The sequence below is a fragment of the Hymenobacter sediminis genome (genome assembly GCF_003231285.1).
Lineage (GTDB): Bacteria > Bacteroidota > Bacteroidia > Cytophagales > Hymenobacteraceae > Hymenobacter > Hymenobacter sediminis.
Map to the genome: position 1 here is coordinate 141108 of NZ_QKNS01000005.1, position 22068 is coordinate 163175.

The following is a 22068-nucleotide window of genomic DNA, read 5'->3' on the forward strand; positions in this document are numbered from 1 at the left end:
CGCCGCTGTTATACTCTTCGGCCCCCAGTAGGTATCCGATCTGCTTCAGTAGGTATGGGCTGAAAACGCCGCTTGCAAGGTTGCGTATGAAGATGGTTCTAATGAAGCCGCTATGCTAGATTTTGCCTCCCTTTTTCGCCCGCTGGCTGACCGTGGTCAGCTACTGTATTTTGTGTACCATCTGGAGGCCAGGGAGGTGGTGTACGTGAGTTCTGCTTACGAAAGTGTGCTGGACCTGCCGCCGGAAAACGTTAACCAGGACTTACCCAGCTTGCTGGCTCGCCTCCACCCCGACGACCAGGAATATGCAGCAGCCCGCTTCAACCACTTACGCAATGGCCGCTTTGTAGAAGATGTAGAGCTGCGCCTAATGCCTACGCCTGGCCCGGCCGGTCGGCCCCAGTGGCTGTGCGTCACGGCAGGGCGCGTTGAGCAGGGCCCTGGCCACACTTACCTCAGCGGCACCGTGCAGGATACTACTCGTGCCCGCGAGTACATGGATAACGCTGACCGCTACAACAAGAAGAAGAACACGACCCTTGAAATTCTGTCGCATGATTTGGCGGGACCATTCATCATGATTAAGCAGGTAGCCGGCTACGTAGGGGAGCGAATTGAAAGCCTGCAGGATACCCAGCTCTCCGAACTGCTGCAGTCCATGCAGACTACCTGCCAAGACAGCGTAAACCTGATTCGGGACTTTGTTGACAATGAGTTTCTGGAGTCCTCGAACGTGGATATAAAGCTGGAGCGGGCCGACCTAAGTCAGGAGCTTCGGGAAATAGTAGAGGAGTTCAAAAAGTCGGAAGCGGATATTGACAAGCACTTTTCCTTTAGCGGGCCAGAAACCTGCTACCTCCACCTCGACCGCAACAAGTTTATGCAGGTAATAAATAACCTGCTCAGCAACTCCATCAAGTTTACCCCCGATGGTGGCCGCATTCACGTTGGTCTCCAAGACCAGGGCGCCGAGGTGTTGATAACCGTTCAGGACACCGGTATTGGTATTCCAGCAACGTCGCAAAGTCGGTTGTTTGAGCGGTTTACGCCGGCCCGGCGCCCTGGCCTGCGCGGCGAAAAAACTTCGGGCTTAGGCATGTCCATCATCAAAACCATTGTGGAGCTGCACGGAGGTCGGATCTGGTTTGAAAGCCAAGAAAATCAGGGTACTACCTTCTTCATTTCCCTACCCCGCCAAGAGCCTGCATAGTCTACCGGCTGGCTAACAGCAGTCATCAACGTGACCATTTTACTACTCTATTAAGCCTTCTATCATAGAAGAGGGGTAGAGCCTGCGGTGGCTACAGACGAAAAATGAGCTGCTCATTTTCCTGAACTGCCTTTGATGGTGGGGTAGCCTGCCCCAGCTAGTCTCTGTCCACGCAATTCGCGTCAGCTTTTCCAGAGTCGAGGGCGGCCGTAGCCGGCTCAGGCGTTTCAGCGAGTTGACTATTGCTGTGACACAAACCAGAATAGCGGCTAATCATCGGATACAAGCGGGGCGACAATGTTTAGAAAGGTGGTGTACTGTACACGAATACTCGAAGCTCTGCCTTGTGCGTCGCCGTGATGTGTACTGCGTAGTAGTTTCTATTTGCTACCGTACATCCTACGTCTGGGGAAAGTCATAAAATTGCACTAGTCTGGTACCCGATGCAGATGATTGAGTGTAAATTTGTATGTTCATACATGGGTTAAAACCTAATAGAGACATTGGGTGTAGATCATATCAGTCTGATTTATAAAAAATTGTATCGATGCTGATTTAATAATATAAGCATTTTGTGTTGTAGCATCACAACATTGTGAAAATTAAGTTAAAATATAATTATTTATATAAGCTAGTTGCATAGGCTATTGGTGGTAAAGGGTAGTAGGGCTTTCTTCGGCGTTGCGTACGTGCTTGCGTTTCTTTACTACCTCTTCAGTATAGCTCTATGAAAACACTGTTTACCAGTACAATTGTAAACCCTGCATCCTTCCGCCGTGGGCTATTACTGCTTTGCAGCGCAGCAGCAGTGCCGGCTTTGGCCCAAACGGCTCCACCCGCTTTCCCGCGCAACGAAACCTTCAAAGGAAACTCTGCCTCCAATTTCACTTTCGGGGGAGCTGCTCGTCTCACGGGCGTAGGTACCACCGGCAATGACCCGGTAGGCCAAGGCTACCTGCGCCTGACTGATGATGTTAACCACCAGGCTGGCTACGTTATTGATAACGTGGGCTTTCCATCATCAGCAGGCTTTTCAATTTCCTTTGAGTTCTTCTCCTACGGCGGCGACGGTGCCGATGGATTCAGCGTTTTCCTGGTTGATGCCGACAAGCAGCCCTCCTCTGGCTTCCGAATTGGTGCCACGGGGGGCTCCTTGGGTTACGCCCAAAAAACAGTCGATCCGATAGCTCCTGGGGTATCAAGTGGCTACATCGGAATTGGTATCGACGAGTTCGGTAACTATTCAAACAACCGAGAAGGGCGTTCGGGCGGCAACGCCGCACTGAACACTGACGGTAGGGTGCCCGATGGAGTAGCAATCCGCGGCGCGGGCAATGGCTCGGCTGCTACCGATTACCCCTTCCTAACCGGTACGAACCCCGGAGACCTGGGCTTCTCCCTCGACGTACCCACGGCGCGCGCTCAAAGCGGCAGTGCCGACTACCGTCGGGCCTACATCGACGTAGTGCCTACCACGGTAGGGGAAACGACGACCTACCGCATTACGGTGCGTATTCAGCACGGCCTTGAGGTCCGGACGACGGTAGAGAACTTTGTAGTACCCACGCCACCGGCCAAGCTGCGGTTGGGCTTCTCAGGTTCTACAGGCGGTAACACCAACATTCACGAGATTCGGAACCTGAATATCGTGCAGGTGCCCTTTGCCTCCGACGATGTCGCTGAAACGGCTTATAACCGCGCAGTTGAAGTTTCTGTGCTAGCTAACGATGTAGCGCCCGGCAGCTCCATCGACCCCAATTCCGTTGACCTTGACCCTGCTACCACGGGTCTGCAAAGTACACTGGAGGTGCCGGGCAAAGGAACATTTAGTGTAGATGAAACTGGGCTGGTTACGTTCACGCCGCTGGGCACCTTTGCGGGGCGTGTTTCGGCGCTCTACACCATGCGCTCCGTGCTAGGGGATGAATATGCCTCCAGCCCGGCCAACATCAACGTAACCGTGCGAGGCGCCGATTTGAAGGCTACCCTTACCGGACCAAAGACTGCCAATGGTGGACAAAAGGTTACCTACACCGTGGCCACTACCAACCAGGGCAGCCTAACGGCACTGAACACGGTTCCTTTTATTCAGTTGCCCGCCAATTTGCCGATGGCTTCCGTGGCTCCTACCAGCGGTGGTACTTACGATGCAGCTACGGGTAAAGTCACGTTTGCGACAATTGCTTCCCTGACCGCCGCTGACCCCGCCGTACTGAATGCCGTAACCGTAACATTACCCACCAAGGATATGACTAATCTGGTCAGCCAGGCGGAAGTGTGGTCGGACGTGCCGGACCCGGAAACTACCAACAACATCAGCTCCGTAACCACTGGAGTAGGCGCGCCGCTACCCGTAGAGTTGGTACGCTTCACGGCTGTAGCCGCCGATGCCGATGTGATGCTCAACTGGAATACGGCTTTAGAGTACAATAGCAGCCGGTTTGAGGTAGAGCGTTCCCGCACCGGCAAAGATTTTGAACTGGTAACCCGTGTGCAAGCTCAGGGCACAACCACCCGGCCTACCTCTTACCAATACCTTGATGCTGGCGCTGGCCGTAACGCAAACGGGGTGCTTTATTACCGACTCCGCCAGGTTGATACGGATGGCCAGGCGCACTACAGCAGCGTGCAGACTGTGCGCTTCACTTCACGTAATATAGTCGCTCCTGCCACGCTCTACCCCAATCCGCATCAGCAATCCTCCCCCGCTCCAACCCTGGATTTGTCGGGCCTGCCGGCTGGCTCGTATGCTGTGCAGGTGCGCGATGTAGTGGGCCGGGTAGTTTGGGAAACTACTGCTGAAGGAGCTCACCGTAATCCGCTGGCCATAGGCGGGCTGCGCCCTGGCACCTACATCGTGCAGGTGAAAGGTGCCCAAGGCGTTACAAGCCTACCCCTGGTGCAGCAGTAAGCCTCGGCTGAAGCCTGACTACTCAGGACTGTTAGAACGCAAAAAGCCCCCGGCTGCCCTATGGCGGTCGGGGGCTTTTTTGTGGCTGACAAGTGCGAAACTGCGTAGAACAGACTTTACCAACCCACTCATGCTTATGTGCGGCCGCTACACTATTACTTCGCCTGCTCCTGCGCTGGAAGCTCGTTTTGAGGCCACTTTCGCCGGCACATCTGCCGGGCCTTCCTATAACGCAGCACCTTCCCAGCACCTGCCCGTTATCCTGAACACCGAGCCCGGCCGCATTCAGCTCCTGCAATGGGGGCTGGTACCAGGATGGGTGCGCGAGGTGCAGAAAGCTCCAAAGCCCATCAACGCCCGCGCCGAAACCTTAGCTGATAAGCCTTCTTTCCGGACACTGCTCCAGCGCCGCCGCGCTCTGGTGCTGGCCGACAGCTTTTACGAGTGGCAAGCAACAGCCAGTGGCAAAGTACCCCACCGGATGCTACTGAATTCAGAAGAGCCTTTTGCATTTGCAGGCCTTTGGGACGAGTGGCTTGACCGCCAGACGGGTGAAGTGCTACCTTCCTTTACCATCATCACCACGGAACCGAATAGCCTGATGGCCAGCATTCATAATCGTATGCCGGTGCTACTACCAGACCGGGCTGCGGAGTTGGCGTGGCTTGATGACAGCTTGAGCGTACCGGAACACCAAGCACTCCTGCGCCCACACGCGGCGGAAAGTATGCGCGAATATATGGTTAGTACTCTAGTAAACTCGCCGGCGCACAACGAACCAGCTGTGCTAGCACCAGCTGCCTAGCGTGAGGGCAGCTAGTTCAGGATACTAAGAGCGGAATACCTCTTTTCGGCGCAGTGCTCGCTCGTAAGGAAGCACCGGTGGCCGCCGCTTTTTCTGGAATAGCTTCCCAAACCAACCCGTTGTAGCCCGCACGCGGCTATTGGGTTCTGGAGTCTTTGCTTCGACTTCGGCAATGCTGGCACAGGTCAAAGCTGCTAGCAAGGTGAGTGACGAGAATACGTTGCTCATGGTATTTTGCATACATATAATTGAATATGAAGGCAATGCTACTGTAATAATTTTATTTATTCAATATATACTATAATAATATTATGGCCTTGATACCTCGCTGCGCTCAAAATGAAGAAGGGAACCGAGAGGCTACTTCCCTCTATCGGTTCCCTCCTCTGTGGCTAAGTAACACTGGCAGCTATCTGTGCCGACGCATATTCCGGCGGTAAGCTGGTGAAATCTTGCGCTTCTTGCGCTTTACCCAACTGCCAGACCCTATACCTGCGGCTTTCTCCGCTACGATAGAAGTGGTAGCAACTAGCTTAACCGATTCCATTTCTGATGCAGTTGAGGCAGCTACAGCATCAGTGCCCAGCAGTAGGGCAATACCCAGAAGGGCTACGGTAGATGTTTTCATAAGCTTGCGGATATTGGTTTGTATGCTGACAAGTATAAGGTAAATTATTTATTTAAAAAACCATATTAATAAATAGTAACAAAAAAGCCCCTCACACAGTGAGGGGCTTCAGCTTCTATGTGAGGTAGCTCTAAGCTGCTTCTTCTTGCTCAGCATCCATAGCCCGTGCGGCAACGATAACAGCCACGCTAGCAACTACGGCAATACCGACGATGAGCTGAGTAGGGGTGAAGCGCTTGGTTACTTTACGCAACAGCTGCCCACCATTCTTCAGAAGGTCATCAAGTTGGTCGTGCTCACCCTGAAATACTTTGTAAGCACTTTGCAGGGTGTTGATGATTTCCTCGGGGGCAATTTTTTCGATTTCTTGGGGCAGTTGAGTGCTCATAGCGGGCTTATAAGAAACAGGTGAAGGAAGGGTCAGAGAGAGTAGTGGCGTGCCACCGAAAGCCTCTACGGAAGACAAGGCGCTTTTGATATGGCTGAGCCGGAAATTGCGCGTGCTTTTTTAAAGAACTCGCTGGTAACCAAAACCGCTGGAAACAGCAGCGCCCGGTCTGTTAGACCGGGCGCTGCTGCTATAAATGAGAAGTGCTATCTGCCAAAGGTTATTCGTACACTTTCACTACGAAAACGTAATCCTGGAGCTTGCGGATTTGCTGCGGACGCGAGGTGCCAGCCAGTTGGTTCGTGCGCGGCAGGTTGTACGACTGCCCCGCGCCAGCCGCCCCTAATGAGTCAACCAGGCGCATGAGGTACGACGACTTGGTGGCGAAAGCGGCGCTCTGCACATCCATTTGCCGGCCGCTGATAATGCCGATCAGGTTGCCTTTATCATCGAGGAGCGGTCCGCCGGAGTTGCCGGGGTTTACCGGAATGCTGATTTGGTAGAAGCCCGTGTCGCCTTCAAAGCCTGAGCGTGCACTCAGGGAGCCATCGTTAAACACGAGGTCCTCGCGGGGGTAGCCCAAGGTATACACCTTCTCGCCCAGATCGGATTGGCCGCGCTTAAAGGAGTAGGGCAGGCGTCCAAAACCTTTAAAGGTCTTGTCCTTGATCTGCAGGATGGCCAGGTCGTGGGCCACGTCGGTAAACACTGGCTCGGCGCGGAAACGCTGCCGGTCACGGCCCTCAATCAGCAACGAATCAGCCCCCTGAATAACGTGGTAGCTGGTTACCAAATAGCCATCGGCGGTAAGCGCGAAGCCCGTACCGCTGAATTTGCCTGGGTTGCTCCTCTCCGGTTGAGCTTCAATTTGATTGAGCGTGCGGTTCATGGAGCGTTGGGTACGCTTGATGCGCTCTACCTCGCGGCGGAGTACAGTATAGCCATACAAGGAAGGCTTCTGAGAAGCCCGCCACCACTCCAAGCCCAACAGGGTAGCAAACACGGCCATGATAGCCACGGAGGCAGCTACCATCATGGTAGCGCGGTGGCCATTCCAGAAGGCGCGTAGCTTTTCCTCGGTGCGCGAAATGCGCAGCATGGGCCGCGGGGCCTGGCCGCTGGCAAACCGCTCGTGGCGCTCGTCCTCCTCGGCTATTTTGGCCAAGGGGGTGAGGCGCACGGCTTGCTCCGCGTCCATGTCGGCGTGGATGGCGTGCAGCTTGCGGCGCAGGGCCAAGCGGCGGCCATAGGCCGTGAGCGTGCCCGTTAGCTCCTCAAACTCCTGGAGGCGCTGGGCCAGCTCCGGGTCGGCAGCTAGGCGGCGCTCCAGCGTCGTGCGCTCATCGTCGGGCAGGGTTCCCGCGCGGTAAGCGTCGAATAAGGCGTAGTAATCAGCTTCGGTTTTCATGTCCGGGGGTAGCAGTCAGCACCTAGAAAGCAAGAAAAGGTCTTCCTGCTATCCGAGTGCTAACCACCGGGGCTAGGTCTCGTGTTCCTGGTATTGGCTGAAAAACAGTTTTTTAAGCCGCACCAAGCACTTGTATTTTTGATTCTTGGCATTGTCGGCATTGGTGTAGCCAAACTCAGCCGTAAGCTGCTGCATCGACTTATCGAGCAGGTAAAATCCTTCCAAAAGCGAGCGGCAAGGCTCCCCGATGCGCTCCAGCGCCTGGCTCATAGTGCCTAGCTGCCGGTCGCGTTCCTCAGCTACTTCCAGATCGGCTTCGGCGCCGGTCTCGAGGTAGGGCTCGTGGTCATCGAGGCGGCCGCCATAGCGGGTTTTCTCGGTGAGTCGTTTCAGCCAGAGGCGGCGACACACGGCGTAGAGGTAGGTTTTGATCTGGCAGCTTAACTCCAGGGAGCCTTCGCGTACTTTTTCATAGAATACCATCACGCCCTCCTGGTACACATCCTTGGCTTCGTCCTCGGTGCCGCTGTTCTGCAACACGTAGTGCGAAATCATGGGGAAGTGCAGCCGGTAGAGCTGTGCCAGCGCCCGGTCGTCGTCGCGGCGGATGGCCGCCACAAATTCCTCGTCGGTGTAGGTAGGTTGTCCCTTACCCATTCGCTTTGTTGATTAATACGGTGAGCCCCGCGGGGTAACCCAGTGAAAAAATATTTTCTACTGTTGGGTTACCATTCGCTTCTGCCGGTATGAAGGGCGTTTTTCGGACAAAATTTTTCAAACCTACTACCAAAATGAAGAACCTCCTGAAGGTATCCGCTCTGGCCGTTGTATTCGCTGCTACCCTCGTTTCTTGCGAGTCGAAGAAAGCTGAAGAAACTACCACTTCGACCGAAACTACTTCGGTAGAAGCTCCGGCTACCACTGACACCGCTGCTGCTGCTACCACCGACACTACGGCTGCTGCTGCTACTGAAGGTGCTACCACGGCTGCTCCCGCTACCACGGAAGCTACCACCACTACTACTGCTACCGAGCAGAAGTAATTACGCGCCGGTTTGGCCGGTACGTTTTTCCTGAAGCCCGAGTTCCGCACCGCGGAGCTCGGGCTTTTTTGTTGCTGAAAATCAAGTCAATTCTAGCTGCTCCGCCACTAGCTATAATTTCTCCTCCAGCCAGAGCAGACCTGCGCCCAGTATGAAAACAAGGAAGCCCCACCAGCGCTGCCAAGCCGTTTGAGTGGTGAAAGTGGCAGTAGCTTCGGGGGCCAGCTTCGCGTCGGAGGCTAGGGTAGTGGCAGTCTGCAGCCATTCCTGCTGAGCTGGGCCTCTCCACTCGGTATTTTTGAACACATAAAACCATTGCCGCGCCGCGCCAGCCTGGGCCTCGTGCCAGCCACTGGTAGTGGGCCAGTAGGGGGCCGTTGCCCACTCCGGAACCAGTGCATCTTGGCGCAAGGCTACCTGTACGGCGGCGGTGCCTTCGCGCAGGCTCAGCTTCGTGGCAGAAGCTCCGGTTACCTGCACCATTACTGGCGTGTTAGGACGGGGCCAAGCCGTTTTCAGCTGTATAGAAGGGGAGGCATTCAGGGCCGGGACCAGCTCAGTGAGCAGATGACTCCAATAGGCTGCGTAGGCGGCTGCTTGCCCTTGCAACACCCACGGGAAGGTTTCGGTGAGGGTAGTAACGGCCACCTGACCCAACCCAATGCGGCGGGTAGCAACGGCTGGCTGCTGGTTAGCGGCCAGCACCACCGGGCGCATTTCGGCCGTAGGGCGCAAGGTAGCCGGCAGCTGGGCCGTTAGGCGGCTGGGGGCGTTAGGCCACGAAAGCAGTTGAGGGGTAGTAGCTGCCGCCGGGCGGGCTACCAACTGAAAAGAGCCCGCGCCCGGTAAACTCCGCGGAAGCGTAGGCGCATCGGCGAGTAGCAGAACGCCGCAGTTGCCGGCTCGCACTGCCTGAGTTAGTGCCCCAGCCTCGGAGCCCGTTAAGGCCGCCAAGGAACCGGCATCGGCCACTACCAGTTCGAAGCGCGTCAGTAAAGCAGGCGTGAGCTTAGAGAGGTCGGGAGGGGTAGGAACGTTAAGAAATTCGGTTTGGGTAAGTCCGCGGCTGATGCCCGTGCGTGTGGCCACGGCGTGCTGATGAGATGCCAGGAAATTTTTCAGAAAGCGCATCTCAAAGGACGGTGCCGCGGCCAATAGCAACACGCGCACCGGTCGGGTAGGGCGAACCTCCAAGGGCACAGGCTCCTGGGTCAGTACCTGTTCGGCCGAACGAGCTACCAAGGTGTAGACAGCCCGCCCCTCGGCCTTCGGCGAGAACTGGAGCCGGAAAGGACCGCCCCCCGCCGGCACGCGCACCGAGTCGCGCGAAGCACCCGCGGCCCGCAGACTAACCCAAGCCGGCGTTTGGTTGCCACCGAAAGCTCCTTCTACCGCCCAGGGTTGCCCCAGCTCAGGCTGACGAGGCCAGGCTGCAGAACGGAAGCCGGCCCGCGGCAGGGTGGAGTGAGCTAGCACCCGCAAGCCGCACAGGGCTGCTGCATCGGTAGGGGGTAGGCCCTGACCCACGACGTGGAGCGTGCGCAGCAAAGGCAGGCGTTGGCGCAGAGCAGGTAAGTTGCTGACCGTTTGCGTGTCAGGAGCGGAAGCAGCGTAGCGCCACACCGGCGTACCAGGAGCTGACTGGCGTAGCAACTGCCGCAGGGTATCCGGGGAGTAGCCGTCGGTGAGCAGCACGGCGGTCTGGATAGCGGGTTGCTCCTGGGTGCGGACCGGGGGAAATGCTGCCAGCCACAGGCCTACTACGGCTGCCCACCCAGCCCCCAGCCGCAACAAGCGCCGCCGATGGTCCGGACGACGCCAGGCCGCTACGGTCAGGACTACAGCTAGGAGCAGGCAGAAAGCAAGAAAGTAGGCCATCGGGGAAAGAAGCGGGCAGGAAGAGTTGGGGCAAGGATGCGAGACGTCAGCGCGGAAATGCGAGCATTCAGTTACAACACGTTATTTATTTAGCTCTTGCAAATAGCTTCGAGACAAGCGGTTGCCAGGTAAAACAGTATGGGCGGGGGCAGCCGGCGCAGGAGGTAGCAAATTGGTGAGGGCGCGCTCTATACCAGGTAGGCTTTGGGTATCTATTGGCTGTTTCGTGCGCAGGGCTGTACTGACGCGGCGAAGCTCCCGCAGAGCACTGAGGTAGGTGCCAGGCTTTTGCAGGGCGGCGCGGGCCAGCTCCTGCCCGGCCTGATCAAGTGCAGCGGCTGCGCCCGCTACCGGCTGCCCCTGGTCGCGGAGCTGGGTGAGCACCCGCAAAGCGGCCCGCACTATGGGCTGCCGGGCCGGGGCCTCCAGCTGCCGCTGGCGTCGGGTGGCAGCCGCACCGGTTAGGTCACCAGTCAGGCGGGTGGTGGCTTCGGGCATGGGCGGGGGCGTGAAGCCGGCCTTCTTGACGTAGGCGCGGGTTTGCTGCTGTACCTGCTTGAGCAGGCGCAGTGCTTTGTATTCAAAGGGCAACGCTTCCTTGGGGCGGCCAGTGCGCAGGCGCAGTTCGGCTTCCCACATCTGACTTAGCACAGCCTGCAACTTGGCCTTCACGGCTGGCTCCAGAAAATCAGCGGTTTCAGAATCGTCGTGGTGATGAATGTAGGGGTCCATGAGCTCAGCCGTGAGGGCTTCGCCAGGCGAATCGTGGGCCGACGGAGGGGCGTGGCTGTGGTCGTGGCCGTCGTCGGCGGAGTGGCCTTCGGGCACGGCCGGGGCAGGCGTGGTGGCTTCGGTATGGTCTTCGGCCACAACGGAGCCTAGGCCCGGCTCCTCAGCGGGCGCGTCAGCTACGGGCGGGCCGGGGGCGGCACCTCCGATGGTTTCGTCGGCCTCTTCACCCAGAAATTTGCCGTAGCGCATGCGCAGGATTTTTTGGTCGAAGCCGATGCCGTTGGAGCGCTCCAGTAGGGTAGCCGCCGACAAGCCGCGCTGTTCGGTCAGTAGCTTTTCCGTGTCGATAATGATCTGGCGCTGGCTGCGGAAATAAGCCGGCTTGGCACTCACCCCCAACGATACATCCAGGGCACTTTCCTGCACGGTGGTATCCTCCCACTGCACCAGGTAGGTATCGGAGCGGGTGAGCTGCTGGTGGTTGTCCCAGGCCTGCAGGTAGAAATACACTTCGTCGCCGTAGGTGAGGCCTAGTGCGGGTAGGCGCAGCAGGTGCTGTAAGGTGCCGGTAGTAGGCTGCCCCGGCAGAGCGGCGCTCAGGTCGGTTACCACTTCCCGAAACTTCACCGCTTCGCCCTGGCCCTGGGCAATGGTGGCCACCAAGCGGGCGCGCGTCAGGCCGAAATCATCCTGAAGCTGAGCCCGAACTGCTACCTGGGGTGGGCGCCCAAACTCTACCAACGTGTACGCTTTAGGGGTAATAAGCCGGATGGTTGGCGGCTGATCATGCTGAACTTCGATGGCGTATTCCTCTGAAATCTGCTCTCCGAGCCGCACACGGTACAGCACCGAAGCTGTTAGTGAGGCTTCGACTACAAACTCCATAGGGCGGCTTGGCACCGCCCGCAGGGGTAGGCGCCGCGTGCCCAGCTCCAGCACTGGCGCGCTGCTGGCGGCCCGGTTCACGCGCACCGTCCAGCGCACTTGGCTGCCCTGCAAACACCGAAACGAAGCCGCCGAGGGTGAAAAGCTAGGCTGACGCGTGTAAGCAGGTGGCTGCACCCGCAGGCGGGTTTCCAGGATTCGGGGAGCGGAAGGGGGTAGGGGCTTCTGCTCCTCGAATGCAAGCTGCACGGCCTTATCGGCCGATGGCTGAGCAGAAGCCGTGCCGGGGCGTCCCCACCATGCTCCGGCTGCCAGCGCCAGCAGTAGGCCGGCCAGCAAAGAAGGGCGCCGAAAATCGACGGGCAGGAGGGGGCCTGACGAGGCTAATTGGGGTAGGCGCGTGAGGAGCCGCTGCTGCTGAAGCTCTTCTAGAAGGTTAAGGCCGGCAGCGTCACGCAGTAGTAGGGCGCTGCTGTCTTCCAGCTCCGAGTGTTGCCGGTTGAGGCGGCTGGCAATTTGTGGTAACGACGTTTTCCAGAGGCGCCAAAGCAGCCCAGCTATCAACAACAGGCCCAATCCGGCTACCACCAGCACTGCCGGCCGCCACGTTGGCCAGCCGAGGTACGTTGCCACTACCAGAATGCCACCGGCCAGGGCCGGCAGCAGCAAGGCCGCCGTACTCCGCCCGGCCCACGCACGATGAGCTTCCCGCAGCGCGGCGGCAGGAGGAGCAGAAACATTAGCAGTAAGCGGGCTCATGGCAGAGAATAAGGGCTATAGTGGGAGCGGGAGTTCAGGCTGCTTTCTGGCCGAGTCGGCGGGCAGCCAGCAGGCGCTCCAGGGCAAACAGCACCCCCGCCGCGGCAGCAGCCCAAGGCGCCAGGTTGCGGATGGGGGCAGAGGTAGCGGGGCCGCCAGTTACTGGAGCAACTTCAGGCCGCCCCTGTAGCTGGCTGATCGGCATGGCGCGTGGATCGGGGGTAGGAATAGGGGGCGAAGCGGGAAGAAGGAGTGGAAGTAGTAGCGCAGGCAGCTCGGGGCTGTCGGCCAGGCTGCTCCAGGTTGGGTCAAGGCGAGTATGCAGGCGGTACCAAGCACCAGTGCCCCTAGTGCGGGTAGAAAGTAGCGGACCACCCGTAGCCAGCGGCCAGGCAACCACCGCCGATTTTTGCTTGCTGGTATCCAGGCGCTGCAGCTGAACAGGAGCCGCATTTCCCGTGATGCCGAAGCTGCCAGCCAGGGCAGGGCTGCGGTTTGGTGCTTCTTGCCAGATATGTAACCCGGCCGCTACCTGCCCAGCCCACTCCGCCGGAACCGGCGCTTCCCGGAGCCAGAAAAGCCAGTCCAGAGAGTCAGCAGGGGAAGGAACCGCGCTACTCAGCGTTAGGCGGGGCGAGAGGGGTAGCACGGAACCAGCAGCCCGCAAGGCCGCTCCCAGCACCCGCGCCGAGGGAGCATGCGCCGCATCGTAGCTCACGGCCAAACGGATTGGCTTGGTCAGAAGGGGTAGGGGCTGCCGGGAGTTGGAGCTGGTTGGGGTAGTGAATTCTCCTCGGGCCGCGTCAAAGGCCGCCTCTACATCGGTGCCTAAACCGGCTATCGGGCCGCTGGCCGCTGGCCACGAGCGCCGCACCCGACGGAAGGAAACGCCATTTTCGGAACCATGGGCCAGCAACAAAACCAGGCTATCGGGCTGGGGGCGCCAGGCCGCTACCGGCCACGCGGCAGAATCGGGGGTAGGGAGCGGTACCCAGCGCACCTGGGCTGGCAAGGCAGGGCGCGTGCCCGAAAAAGCATCCAGCGTAAGCGGAGCCAGCACCACGAAAGGCCGGTTGGGCAAGGAGTCGGCTGCTTGGCGCACGGCGCTCCACAGGTTGAATGAGGTTGCGCAAGCGGTCAGGGGTAGGGAAGAAGTTTGGGTCGTGTCGGCGGCTTCACCGGGTTCGCCCAGGCCCACAGTAGCCCATGACTGCGGTGCGCTTACCGCCTGCCCCAAGCGCCGGAGCTGGTAGCCTTGCCGACGTAAGGAGTCCAGCACGGGGCGTACCGCCGCCAGTTGCGCCGGGGTGGCAGCCTCACTCAATAGCGCTTGCCCATGTCGCGGGGGTAGCGCCAGCTGCTGAACGGGCTCGGCCACTACCAGTGCCAATAGGCTCAGTATGGCGGCCCGAAGTAGCAGCAGCAGTAGCTGCTCAGGCTTTATGCTGCGTAGCCGGCGGTTAGCGGCTGCTTCCAGCCACCGCACACTGCCCACCTGCACCACGCGCCCCGGTCTGCGGTTCCAGAGGTAAATAGCCAGCGGCACAACCAGCCCCAGCAGAGCCAGCCATCCGGCGGTGGCATGGTGAAAGAACAACGCAGGCAAGTAACGATTCTGGTTTCTGGTGGCGAAGTATAGGGGAGGTCTTAAGCACTACCCTCCGCTGGAAAGTAGGTAAAACAGAAATACAGACACAACTTTACCCTCAAGTGTTGCGGGAAAATCAGGCTTCTCTTAGAAAGTTGGCAACTATTTCCCCATCTAATTATAGAATGATAAAGCGTGACTTTCCAGTGCTATTACCTGACTAAGTGTACCGAGCACCGCAAAGTTTTGCCTAGAACGGTAGTGTAAGTTCCCGTAATCTAGCCCCGGCTACGCCGCCGCAGAAATTCGCGTAAGGCATTAGTGAGGGGTTCGGAAGTGTTGAGTTGGTAGTAGTCGAAGGCGTGGGTGCGGGCGCGCTGGGCCGTGTCGCGGAGCCACTGTTGCAGGTGCTGCTGCCAGGCGCGGCGCTGCTGGTCGGCATCGAGCTGGAGGGTACGGCCGGTTTCCAGATCCTCGAAGGTAACAGCCCCTCTGAAGGTGAACTCCAACTCATTGCGGGCCAGCAAATGAAGCAGGAGCACCTCGCCGGAGGCAGCGCGCAGCCGGGTCAGAAGCCGCTCAATCTCGCCTTCCTCTTCATATAGGTCACTGATGCAGATAATTAGGGCTGGCTGGCGGCGGGCCGTGAGCGGGGCCAGGGTAGCTGCGTCAGGAAAAGAGCCGGTGGCTTCGGCTGTTTCCAGGGCGTGATACAGGCGCGGAAGCTGGCGGGCATCGGCGCGGGGCGGCAGGTGGCGCAGGCCTGCCGGGTGCAGAATGGTCAGGGCTACGGCGTCGCCCTGCTGACTAGCCACGTAGGCCAATGCCGCACACAGCAGCCGGCCATAATCAAGCTTAGTCAGGCCGTTATCGTCGCGGTGGTTCATGCTGGCCGTAGCGTCTAGCACCAAATGAACCACCAGACTAGTATCTACCTCCGACTCGCGCAGGTAGTAGCGGTCAGAGCGCGCGGCTAGGCGCCAGTCGAGGCGGCGCAGGTCGTCGCCGGGCTGGTAGGGGCGGTACTGGCTAAACTCCAGCCCTGCGCCGCGTCGGCGGCTGGCGTGGGCGCCGTGCAGTAGCCCTTCGGCGGCGCGTTTGGCCGCCAAGGGCAGGTTGTGCAGAGCGTGCAGGAGTTCGGGTGTCAGCATGTTGGTTATCAGTTGTCAGTTGTGCGTTGTCGGTTAAGGGTTGTCGGCTGCGCGCACCTTTTGCCAAGGATGATACTGGCAACTAACAACTGATAACCGGCAACTCAAACCTGTACGGCCTTCAGCAGCTCCCGCACGGCATCGTCGGGCGTCAGGTTTTCGGCTTCGGCGTTGAAGTTGAGCAGCACTCGGTGGCGCAATACGGCCGGGGCCAGAGCTTGAATATCTTCTAGAGTAGCGGCAAACCGACCGTGAATGAGGGCCCGGGCCTTGGCGCACAGAATTAGAGCCTGGCCCGCGCGCGGACCCGCTCCCCAGCGGCCATAGTCGCGAATAAACTTCACCTCCGACGTAGCCGGCCGGGTAGCGCGCACCAAGCGGTTCACCAGGCTCAGCAGTTCCTCGCTGATGCTCACTTGACGAGTAAGCTGCTGGAGCTGCCGCACTTCCTCGCCGCCCAGCACCGGCTGCACCTGTTGGCGGCTAGTGCCGGTGGTGCCACTCAGTACCGCCAGTTCCTCCTGCTCGGTGGGGTAGCCAATGCGCACGTAAAGCAGGAATCGGTCGAGTTGGGCTTCGGGCAGGGGGTAGGTGCCGCTCTGCTCAATTGGGTTTTGGGTGGCCAGCAGGAAGAACGGCTTGGGCAGGGCGTGCTCTTGGCCGGCGTACGTAACGTGCCCTTCCTGCATGGCCTCCAGCAAGGCCGCCTGCGTTTTGGGCGGGGTGCGGTTAATTTCGTCGGCCAGGACCAGGCTGGCGAAAATAGGTCCTTCGTTGAACTTGAATGAACGGTGCCCCGTGCCGTGGTCTTCCTCCAATATCTCCGTGCCCAGAATATCGGTAGGCATCAGGTCAGGCGTAAACTGAATGCGGCGAAAGGGTAGGTCGGTGGCTTGGGCCAGGGTACGCACCAGCAGCGTTTTGGCCAAACCAGGTACCCCTTCCAGCAGAGCGTGGCCCCCGGCCAGCAGGGCCACCAACACTTCATCCAGCACCTGCTGCTGGCCCACAATCACCTTCCCGATTTCCTGTTTAAGCTGCGGTATTTTCTGAAGTAGGCGAGTTACGTCTTGTTCGGTCACGGAAAGTAGAATGTTGAGAAGTCGGGAGAGAAGCTAGGAATATTAACACAAAGTCAGATATAGTCCCGCAAGGATGCTTGATGAGTGGATTTTGACCCTGTTTTTTGTTGAATTGGTAAAGTCTAATGGAGTAGCCGAATGGTTTGCCGGTCCTGTTTGCCAGTATCTATTTCGGTTCATGATACACAACTACCTCCGCAATTTTAGACCAGCCCAACAGGTTTTCCTGATATTTCTGCTTGCCTTGGCTGGGAACTCCCTTCAAGCCCAAACTCTACCTGTGTCTTCCGCCGATTCTATTGATGGTCGTAATATCATTCGGTTCGATATAGGAGGTCCGCTCGGTTATACAGCTGAGTACAACTTTATGCGACGCTACTTCAAGCCGATTGTGCCAGTATTATTATCCTATGAGCGAGTGATTAAGCCCCGTGTGAGCATAAGCGGTGAAGTACTGCTTTGGGGTGGAGGACTTTCGGACGTGCGATGGGGAACGGGTGTGCAGGGCCGTTACTACTTCTGGAACCTGCAGCCAAAGGCCGAGGAACTTTACCTAGCCGGAGCCCTGCAGTATCGGTGGGTGCGCACCGACCTAGGGTACCGCAACTGGCAGCAGCACTGGGCCGGGCCGAGTGTATCAATGGGCTGGCAAAAATTCAACCGGAGCGGCTGGGGCCTCGATGTGGCGCTAGGCGTGAGCTTTTGGGTTCCGCTTTCTGCTGATTCTCCACCTACTACCCGCATCAAGCAGGAGAAAGGTATGTATGAGAAAAACCACATCCTGCCCGATGGCCGCCTGGGGGTAGCTTACCGCTGGGGCTCTTCACGCCGTTAGGGCGTACAGGATGATATTGACCCCAAATTTGGTATTGTCCTCGGCCAAAAAGCGTTTGTTGCGGAAATCGTAGTCCCACTCGCAGCCGTAGTCCTTGTTGGAGTAGAGTACGGCTAGGCGCCCATTGATTTCAATGCCCTTGAGGTAGTCATGCACCAGGTCGTCACCCCAGCCGTTGAGCTCGAAGCCGGTGTTGGGCGGACCTTCCGGAAACTTGAAAAACTGCGAGTAGATGGGATGCGTCTTGGGCAGCTTCTTCAGGGCGCCGGCCCCAAAGCACACGCGCATCTGCTCCTCGAAAGAGCGCGCAAAGAGCCCGTCGATGTCGTGGTTGCAGTCATCCACAAATACGAAGCCGCCGCCGCGCACGTACTGCTCGAAATTTTTTTTCTCCGGGGCCGAAAACTGCACCAGCCGGTGGCCTGAGAGGTAGCAGAAGGGGTAGCGAAACAGTTCCGGCGAATCAAGGGCTACTACTTTCTCCTTCGCATTTACGGGCACTTTGGTGTATTGCACCAGGGAGTGCAGCAGGTTAGCCGGCATCCGTTCATCCACGGCATCCCAGTCGCCGGAGCGGTATTGTAGGCGCACGAAGGTGAAAGGAGCGGGCATGGAGTAAAGTGGAAAGAAGAAACAATTCGTCGCAAAGACACGGGGCACTACCCCCAGGTGGCATGCAAGGTGCTGGAAAGTTGGGAAGTTTTGACATGGCAGCGGCGAGAATTCCCCGGAAATAGCGTGGAGCTTACGGAGTTACGCTAGCGCCCAGCTACACCTGCAGGTCTGAATTCTGACGTACCCTAGGCCAATTATTTTACGTTACTACCCCAAGCACTATGACCTAACCCCCTTACTACCTGCGCTATGAAACGTACTTCACTCCTGTTTGCGGCCTTGCTGCTGGCTGCTTCCGCACACGCTCAGCTGGGCATAAAGGCCGGCATCAACGGGGCTGTACTTAACGGCGATGAGCTCGGCTCTACGTCCACCAAGTACAAAACCTACTACCATGCTGGCATCTTCTACGAGGCTGACCTGATTGGGCCCATCTCCATTCAGCCCGAATTGCTGTACTCCCTGCAGGGCGGCTCTTTCAAAGATGCCCTAGGAAATTACGATGCCAAGCTCCACTACCTGAACCTGCCTATACTGGCCAAAGTAACCGTGGGGCCGGTGTTCGTGGAGGCTGGGCCGCAATTCGGATTTCTGGTTTCCAAAGATGCCAGCGGCGACGTGAATGTGTCCTCTTCCGGGAATGGCCCCTACAGCAGCTACAAGCGCGGCGACCTGAGCTTGTGCGCCGGCGCGGGCCTGAAGCTGGGCTACTTCCTGGTAGGAGGGCGCTTCAACGCCGGGGTCAATGATATCAATGACGTACGTAACATCAGTGGCACGAACGACCCGCGCCTGCGCAACCGCGTAATTCAGGGGTATGTGGCGCTGCAGCTAGGAAAGTAACGGCTAGGTGGTGGGGCAGAGGTACCTTAGTCGGGCTTCTGCACCACTGCCAGCACCGATTTGCCCAGCGAGAACCCCACAACCCGGTCGGCAATTTTCGATACGGGTACTATAGTCCGGTCCCAGAACTTGATCTGGGCGAGGGTGGGGTAGCTCTGGCGCAGCAGTAGCTTGTTGGCGGCCGAAGCAAGCAGGCCTACGCTATCAAGGTATACCAGCTGACGGGTAATGCTGCCTGCCGGCAGTACTCGCCGAAGCATGGGCCGTGAGTAGCGCCGGAAGTGCCCGATGGCCTTATCGAAGGGGCTATAAAGCCACTGATGAGCCGGTACTACAATCAGGATAGTGCCGCCTGGGGCCAGGCGGGCGTAGGCGCGGCGTAACTCCGCTGCGTCGTCCTCAATGTGCTCAATAACATCGATATACAGGATGGCATCAAACAGCCCTTCCGTTTCCGAAAGGTCTTCAAGGGTGCCAACGTGCAGGCGGCAGCAGTCCGGCAGCTCTTTCTGACCGATAAGTTGAGTGATGCGGCCGGCTAGGGAAGCGTCGGGCTCCAAGCATAGCCAATCAGATTGGCTACCATCGCACAGGGTGCGGGTGGTACCGCCTATACCAGCCCCAACCTCCAGCACTCTACCCCGCAGATAGGGCCGCAACCGGTTGCCGTAATAGGCTTTCCAGTGGGTAGCGTGTTCAAACAGCGCCAGTTCATCACCGATATAGTGCGAGGTATCGTTAGCGGGAGCAGGCATGAAGGTAAAATTGGGGGTAGGGGCTTAGCGGCCGGCAAGATACGCAGGGGGCAGTGGTATCCGCTTCGCTTCTTGCCGGGGTGAAGGAGCCAGAAAGAGGTAGAAATACAGATTTTCTCTGCTAAAAATGGCCCGTACCAACGAGCCTTTCCAGTTTTCCACTTCTAGAGCGCAGGGTCTCCTGTTAAGCCTCATACGCCGGTGTATCCTATCTTTACGGCTATGGCGACACCGCTTTTATCCGTTGTTATTCCCGTTTACAATGAGGAGGATTTAATTGACACGCTGGTTACGCGGTGTTCTGCCGCTCTGTCGGCAATTAGCGCCGACTTCGAGATTATTTGTGTTGATGACGGTAGCCGCGACCAGACTCTGGCTCGTTTGTTGGCCGCGCGGACTACGGAGCCGCGCCTAAAAGTGCTGGTGCTCTCCCGGAATTTTGGGCACCAGGCGGCTTACACGGCCGGGCTGCACGCTGCCCAGGGCGAGTACGTAGCCATGATGGATGGCGACCTGCAGGACCCCCCGGAGATTTTGCCGCGCATGTGGGAGTTGCTGCGCCACGATGCGCATGATGTAGTATATGGGCATCGGACAGACCGGGCCGAAGGGTGGGGCCGGCAGCTACTGATTAAGGGGTTCCATGCCTTGTTCCAGAACTTCTCAAAGTTGCAGGAAGCTGACAACGTGGGTAACTTTTCCATGATGAACCGCCGCGCCCTGACGGCTTTCTTATCTCTGCAGGAAAAGAACCGCTACTTGCCCGGCTTACGCTCTTTTATTGGCTTCCGGCAGGCCAGCGTGGCCTACTCCCGGGCAGCTCGCCCCGATGGCAGCGTGCCTAAGATGTCGTACAAGCGCCTGTTTGCCCTGGCTCTGGATGCCTTGTTTTCTTTTTCCGACTTGCCTATCAAAGTGTGCCTGTACACCGGGATTTTTGGTATTCTGGTGTTTATGCTGGCTGGGATGTACGTGCTGGGTAGCAAAATCATGGGCGTCGCCCTGATTGGCTGGTCGTCGTTGGGGCTAAGCCTCTACTTCCTGGGCTCTATTCAATTGGTTTTTCTCGGCATTATGGGCGAATACGTGTTCCGGATTTACCGCGAAAACCAAAATCGTCCGCTCTACTTCGTGCAGCACTACTATAATGAGTAGTTTCCTCTGAAGCGCTTTACGAGAAACGGCCGATGCTCCTAGAGAGAAGCATCGGCCGTTTTCGTACTATTTATACCGCGTCTGATAGACTCGTAAACGTGAAGTCCCGAATTTTCAGCGGGGGCACCAGGTTGCCGCCCAGCCGCACGGGCTTGCCAATGGCCTCGATGTTGTTAAGCATAATCACCGGGCTTTCATTGAAGCGGAAGTTCTTCACGGGGTGCTTGATCTTGCCATTCTCGATGTAAAAGGTTCCGTCGCGGGTCAGGCCGGTAAACAGCAGCGTCTGCGGGTCTACGTCGCGGATGTACCACAGGCGTGTTACCAGAATTCCTTTGGCCGTGCTCTTGATCAGGTCCTGCACGCTCTGGGTGCCGCCTTCCATGATGAAGTTGCCGGAAAAGGCTGTGGGCTGCTTGCCGGTTTTCTGGGCCCAGTAGCGAGTGTAGTACAGGTTTTTTACTACCCCCTTCTCCACCCAGTTCATGCGTTTCACCGGCAGCCCTTCGCCATCAAACACGCCACCGGGAGCCTGGGCATTCAAGGGGTCAGAGTAGATGGTAATACGCGGGTCAAAGAGCTTCTCGCCGGTGCGGTTGCCGCCGCCTTTCTTGCTGAGGAAGGAACGCCCTTCGTCGGCCTCGCGGGCCCCGAAGTTGTACACCAGGTTGTTGAGCAGGCCTTCGTCGGAAACCAGCGCGGCAGGCTCCAGAATGACGGTGTACTTGCCGGGTTCCAGGGCTTTGGCATTGCGCGAGCCAGCCGCCTTATCGGCGGCAATCTGGGTTAGGGCCTTGGCGTTGAACTTGCTGGCGTCGGTGAAGTCGGCCACGGCGTAGCCCGAGCCGGTACCATCAGGCGTGCGTACCGTTACCGAAAAATCGAGGTTGGTGCTTTGCTGGTAGGCTTCCAGCCCCTTGTTGTTGCGCAGGGCCAAGAAAGAAGCACCATCTTCGAGGTAGCCAGCAGCCGTCAGTTGTTTGGCGGCGCACAGCGCGATACTGTCGCCAGCGGCCTGGGCCCGGAAGTCGGGGGTAATACCGGCGGTGCTGGCAGCATAGCTTACAGGCGTGAGGTACTGCTGGGGGCCGAGCAGGGGCATGTACTCAGGGTCCTCGGGGGCGAGGCGGGCAATTTCCTCGGCCCGCTGCACGCAGCGGCGCAAGGTAGCGTCGTCGAACTGATTGCACGTTGCTACCCCTGCTCGCTTGCCAAACCTCGCCTCTACTACCAGCGACACGTTGTCACGGGACCCGGCGGTGCTCACCGAGTTGCGGGCGTAGCGCACGTTGCCACTGGTGCGGCCCTGCAGGGTAGCTTGGCACTCATCGGCGGTAGTAAAGCCCACTACCTTCTTCAGGATAGCCTGAGACTCGTCTTTGGAAAGAATGGCCATA

The 22068-nt window shown here is 58.2% G+C and carries 19 protein-coding genes; 7 read left to right on the forward strand and 12 right to left on the reverse strand.

Annotation, left to right across the window (positions count from 1 at the left end; all coding sequences use genetic code 11):
• The first annotated feature begins 112 nt into the window (after nucleotides 1–112).
• The 3 genes from DNI29_RS14520 to DNI29_RS14530 all read left to right on the forward strand — a co-directional run bounded on the left by DNI29_RS14520 (nucleotide 113) and on the right by DNI29_RS14530 (nucleotide 4926).
• Nucleotides 113–1210 (forward strand): sensor histidine kinase, encoded by a 1098-nt coding sequence (locus DNI29_RS14520; protein ID WP_110978847.1) that lies wholly within the window; start codon nucleotides 113–115, stop codon nucleotides 1208–1210.
• A 727-nt stretch (nucleotides 1211–1937) separates the two neighbouring features.
• A complete protein-coding gene (locus DNI29_RS14525; RefSeq protein WP_110978848.1) occupies nucleotides 1938–4121 on the forward strand; it encodes an Ig-like domain-containing protein in 2184 nt (727 codons plus the stop codon).
• 136 nt (nucleotides 4122–4257) lie between these two features.
• A complete protein-coding gene (locus DNI29_RS14530; protein WP_110978849.1) occupies nucleotides 4258–4926 on the forward strand; it encodes an SOS response-associated peptidase in 669 nt (222 codons plus the stop codon).
• A 409-nt stretch (nucleotides 4927–5335) separates the two neighbouring features.
• Here DNI29_RS14530 and DNI29_RS14535 read toward each other — a convergent pair whose 3' ends face one another.
• The 4 genes from DNI29_RS14535 to DNI29_RS14550 all read right to left on the reverse strand — a co-directional run bounded on the left by DNI29_RS14535 (nucleotide 5336) and on the right by DNI29_RS14550 (nucleotide 8007).
• The gene (locus tag DNI29_RS14535; RefSeq protein ID WP_110978850.1) at nucleotides 5336–5554 is read right to left on the reverse strand and encodes a hypothetical protein; all 219 of its coding nucleotides are present in this window, start codon (nucleotides 5552–5554) and stop codon (nucleotides 5336–5338) included.
• Nucleotides 5555–5684: 130 nt separating this feature from the next.
• On the reverse strand, nucleotides 5685–5942 hold the full coding sequence (locus tag DNI29_RS14540; protein ID WP_110978851.1) for a hypothetical protein: 258 nt from the start codon (nucleotides 5940–5942) through the stop codon (nucleotides 5685–5687).
• Between the two features lie 220 nt (nucleotides 5943–6162).
• A complete protein-coding gene (locus DNI29_RS14545; protein WP_110978852.1) occupies nucleotides 6163–7350 on the reverse strand; it encodes a trypsin-like peptidase domain-containing protein in 1188 nt (395 codons plus the stop codon).
• A gap of 72 nt (nucleotides 7351–7422) precedes the next feature.
• Nucleotides 7423–8007 carry an RNA polymerase sigma factor gene (locus tag DNI29_RS14550; protein WP_110978853.1) on the reverse strand — a complete coding sequence of 195 codons (585 nt, stop codon included), beginning with the start codon at nucleotides 8005–8007 and terminating at the stop codon, nucleotides 7423–7425.
• A gap of 134 nt (nucleotides 8008–8141) precedes the next feature.
• Between DNI29_RS14550 and DNI29_RS14555 the strand changes: the two genes are divergently transcribed.
• Nucleotides 8142–8393 (forward strand): hypothetical protein, encoded by a 252-nt coding sequence (locus DNI29_RS14555; protein ID WP_123823261.1) that lies wholly within the window; start codon nucleotides 8142–8144, stop codon nucleotides 8391–8393.
• A gap of 111 nt (nucleotides 8394–8504) precedes the next feature.
• On the opposite strand, the gene DNI29_RS14560 is transcribed toward DNI29_RS14555, so the two are convergent.
• The 5 genes from DNI29_RS14560 to DNI29_RS14580 all read right to left on the reverse strand — a co-directional run bounded on the left by DNI29_RS14560 (nucleotide 8505) and on the right by DNI29_RS14580 (nucleotide 16468).
• A complete protein-coding gene (locus DNI29_RS14560) occupies nucleotides 8505–10271 on the reverse strand; it encodes a hypothetical protein (RefSeq protein ID WP_110978855.1) in 1767 nt (588 codons plus the stop codon).
• Between the two features lie 81 nt (nucleotides 10272–10352).
• Nucleotides 10353–12647, reverse strand: coding sequence for a DUF4175 family protein (locus tag DNI29_RS14565; protein WP_110978856.1), 2295 nt, complete (start codon nucleotides 12645–12647; stop codon nucleotides 10353–10355).
• A 34-nt stretch (nucleotides 12648–12681) separates the two neighbouring features.
• Nucleotides 12682–14253 carry a BatA domain-containing protein gene (locus tag DNI29_RS14570; RefSeq protein WP_110978857.1) on the reverse strand — a complete coding sequence of 524 codons (1572 nt, stop codon included), beginning with the start codon at nucleotides 14251–14253 and terminating at the stop codon, nucleotides 12682–12684.
• A 260-nt stretch (nucleotides 14254–14513) separates the two neighbouring features.
• Entirely contained in the window at nucleotides 14514–15386 is an 873-nt protein-coding gene (locus tag DNI29_RS14575) for a DUF58 domain-containing protein (RefSeq protein WP_110978858.1), read from the reverse strand.
• A 104-nt stretch (nucleotides 15387–15490) separates the two neighbouring features.
• Nucleotides 15491–16468: an AAA family ATPase gene (locus DNI29_RS14580; RefSeq protein WP_110978859.1), complete on the reverse strand. Its 978-nt coding sequence runs from the start codon at nucleotides 16466–16468 to the stop codon at nucleotides 15491–15493.
• 280 nt (nucleotides 16469–16748) lie between these two features.
• Between DNI29_RS14580 and DNI29_RS14585 the strand changes: the two genes are divergently transcribed.
• A complete protein-coding gene (locus DNI29_RS14585; protein WP_123823262.1) occupies nucleotides 16749–17303 on the forward strand; it encodes a hypothetical protein in 555 nt (184 codons plus the stop codon).
• On the opposite strand, the gene DNI29_RS14590 is transcribed toward DNI29_RS14585, so the two are convergent.
• The gene (locus tag DNI29_RS14590) at nucleotides 17292–17915 is read right to left on the reverse strand and encodes a DUF4159 domain-containing protein (RefSeq protein ID WP_110978861.1); all 624 of its coding nucleotides are present in this window, start codon (nucleotides 17913–17915) and stop codon (nucleotides 17292–17294) included. The genes DNI29_RS14585 and DNI29_RS14590 overlap by 12 nt on opposite strands.
• Before the next feature lie 252 nt (nucleotides 17916–18167).
• On the opposite strand from DNI29_RS14590, the gene DNI29_RS14595 reads away from it, so the two are divergent.
• On the forward strand, nucleotides 18168–18761 hold the full coding sequence (locus DNI29_RS14595) for a porin family protein (RefSeq protein WP_110978862.1): 594 nt from the start codon (nucleotides 18168–18170) through the stop codon (nucleotides 18759–18761).
• Between the two features lie 26 nt (nucleotides 18762–18787).
• Here DNI29_RS14595 and DNI29_RS14600 read toward each other — a convergent pair whose 3' ends face one another.
• A complete protein-coding gene (locus DNI29_RS14600; RefSeq protein ID WP_110978863.1) occupies nucleotides 18788–19516 on the reverse strand; it encodes a class I SAM-dependent methyltransferase in 729 nt (242 codons plus the stop codon).
• A 222-nt stretch (nucleotides 19517–19738) separates the two neighbouring features.
• Between DNI29_RS14600 and DNI29_RS14605 the strand changes: the two genes are divergently transcribed.
• A complete protein-coding gene (locus tag DNI29_RS14605; RefSeq protein ID WP_110978864.1) occupies nucleotides 19739–20671 on the forward strand; it encodes a glycosyltransferase family 2 protein in 933 nt (310 codons plus the stop codon).
• A gap of 70 nt (nucleotides 20672–20741) precedes the next feature.
• Here DNI29_RS14605 and DNI29_RS14610 read toward each other — a convergent pair whose 3' ends face one another.
• Complete coding sequence (locus DNI29_RS14610) at nucleotides 20742–22067, reverse strand: TldD/PmbA family protein (protein WP_110978865.1); 1326 nt, start codon at nucleotides 22065–22067, stop codon at nucleotides 20742–20744.
• Nucleotide 22068 lies beyond the last annotated feature (1 nt).

Coding starts and splice junctions, on each gene's coding strand:
- DNI29_RS14520 (WP_110978847.1), top strand. CDS start 113: ATGCTAGATTTTGCCTCCCTTTTTCGCCCGCTGGCTGACCGTGGTCAG.
- DNI29_RS14525 (WP_110978848.1), top strand. CDS start 1,938: ATGAAAACACTGTTTACCAGTACAATTGTAAACCCTGCATCCTTCCGC.
- DNI29_RS14530 (WP_110978849.1), top strand. CDS start 4,258: ATGTGCGGCCGCTACACTATTACTTCGCCTGCTCCTGCGCTGGAAGCT.
- DNI29_RS14535 (WP_110978850.1), bottom strand. CDS start 5,554: ATGAAAACATCTACCGTAGCCCTTCTGGGTATTGCCCTACTGCTGGGC.
- DNI29_RS14540 (WP_110978851.1), bottom strand. CDS start 5,942: ATGAGCACTCAACTGCCCCAAGAAATCGAAAAAATTGCCCCCGAGGAA.
- DNI29_RS14545 (WP_110978852.1), bottom strand. CDS start 7,350: ATGAAAACCGAAGCTGATTACTACGCCTTATTCGACGCTTACCGCGCG.
- DNI29_RS14550 (WP_110978853.1), bottom strand. CDS start 8,007: ATGGGTAAGGGACAACCTACCTACACCGACGAGGAATTTGTGGCGGCC.
- DNI29_RS14555 (WP_123823261.1), top strand. CDS start 8,142: ATGAAGAACCTCCTGAAGGTATCCGCTCTGGCCGTTGTATTCGCTGCT.
- DNI29_RS14560 (WP_110978855.1), bottom strand. CDS start 10,271: ATGGCCTACTTTCTTGCTTTCTGCCTGCTCCTAGCTGTAGTCCTGACC.
- DNI29_RS14565 (WP_110978856.1), bottom strand. CDS start 12,647: ATGAGCCCGCTTACTGCTAATGTTTCTGCTCCTCCTGCCGCCGCGCTG.
- DNI29_RS14575 (WP_110978858.1), bottom strand. CDS start 15,386: ATGCTGACACCCGAACTCCTGCACGCTCTGCACAACCTGCCCTTGGCG.
- DNI29_RS14590 (WP_110978861.1), bottom strand. CDS start 17,915: ATGCCCGCTCCTTTCACCTTCGTGCGCCTACAATACCGCTCCGGCGAC.
- DNI29_RS14595 (WP_110978862.1), top strand. CDS start 18,168: ATGAAACGTACTTCACTCCTGTTTGCGGCCTTGCTGCTGGCTGCTTCC.
- DNI29_RS14600 (WP_110978863.1), bottom strand. CDS start 19,516: ATGCCTGCTCCCGCTAACGATACCTCGCACTATATCGGTGATGAACTG.
- DNI29_RS14605 (WP_110978864.1), top strand. CDS start 19,739: ATGGCGACACCGCTTTTATCCGTTGTTATTCCCGTTTACAATGAGGAG.
- DNI29_RS14610 (WP_110978865.1), bottom strand. CDS start 22,067: ATGGCCATTCTTTCCAAAGACGAGTCTCAGGCTATCCTGAAGAAGGTA.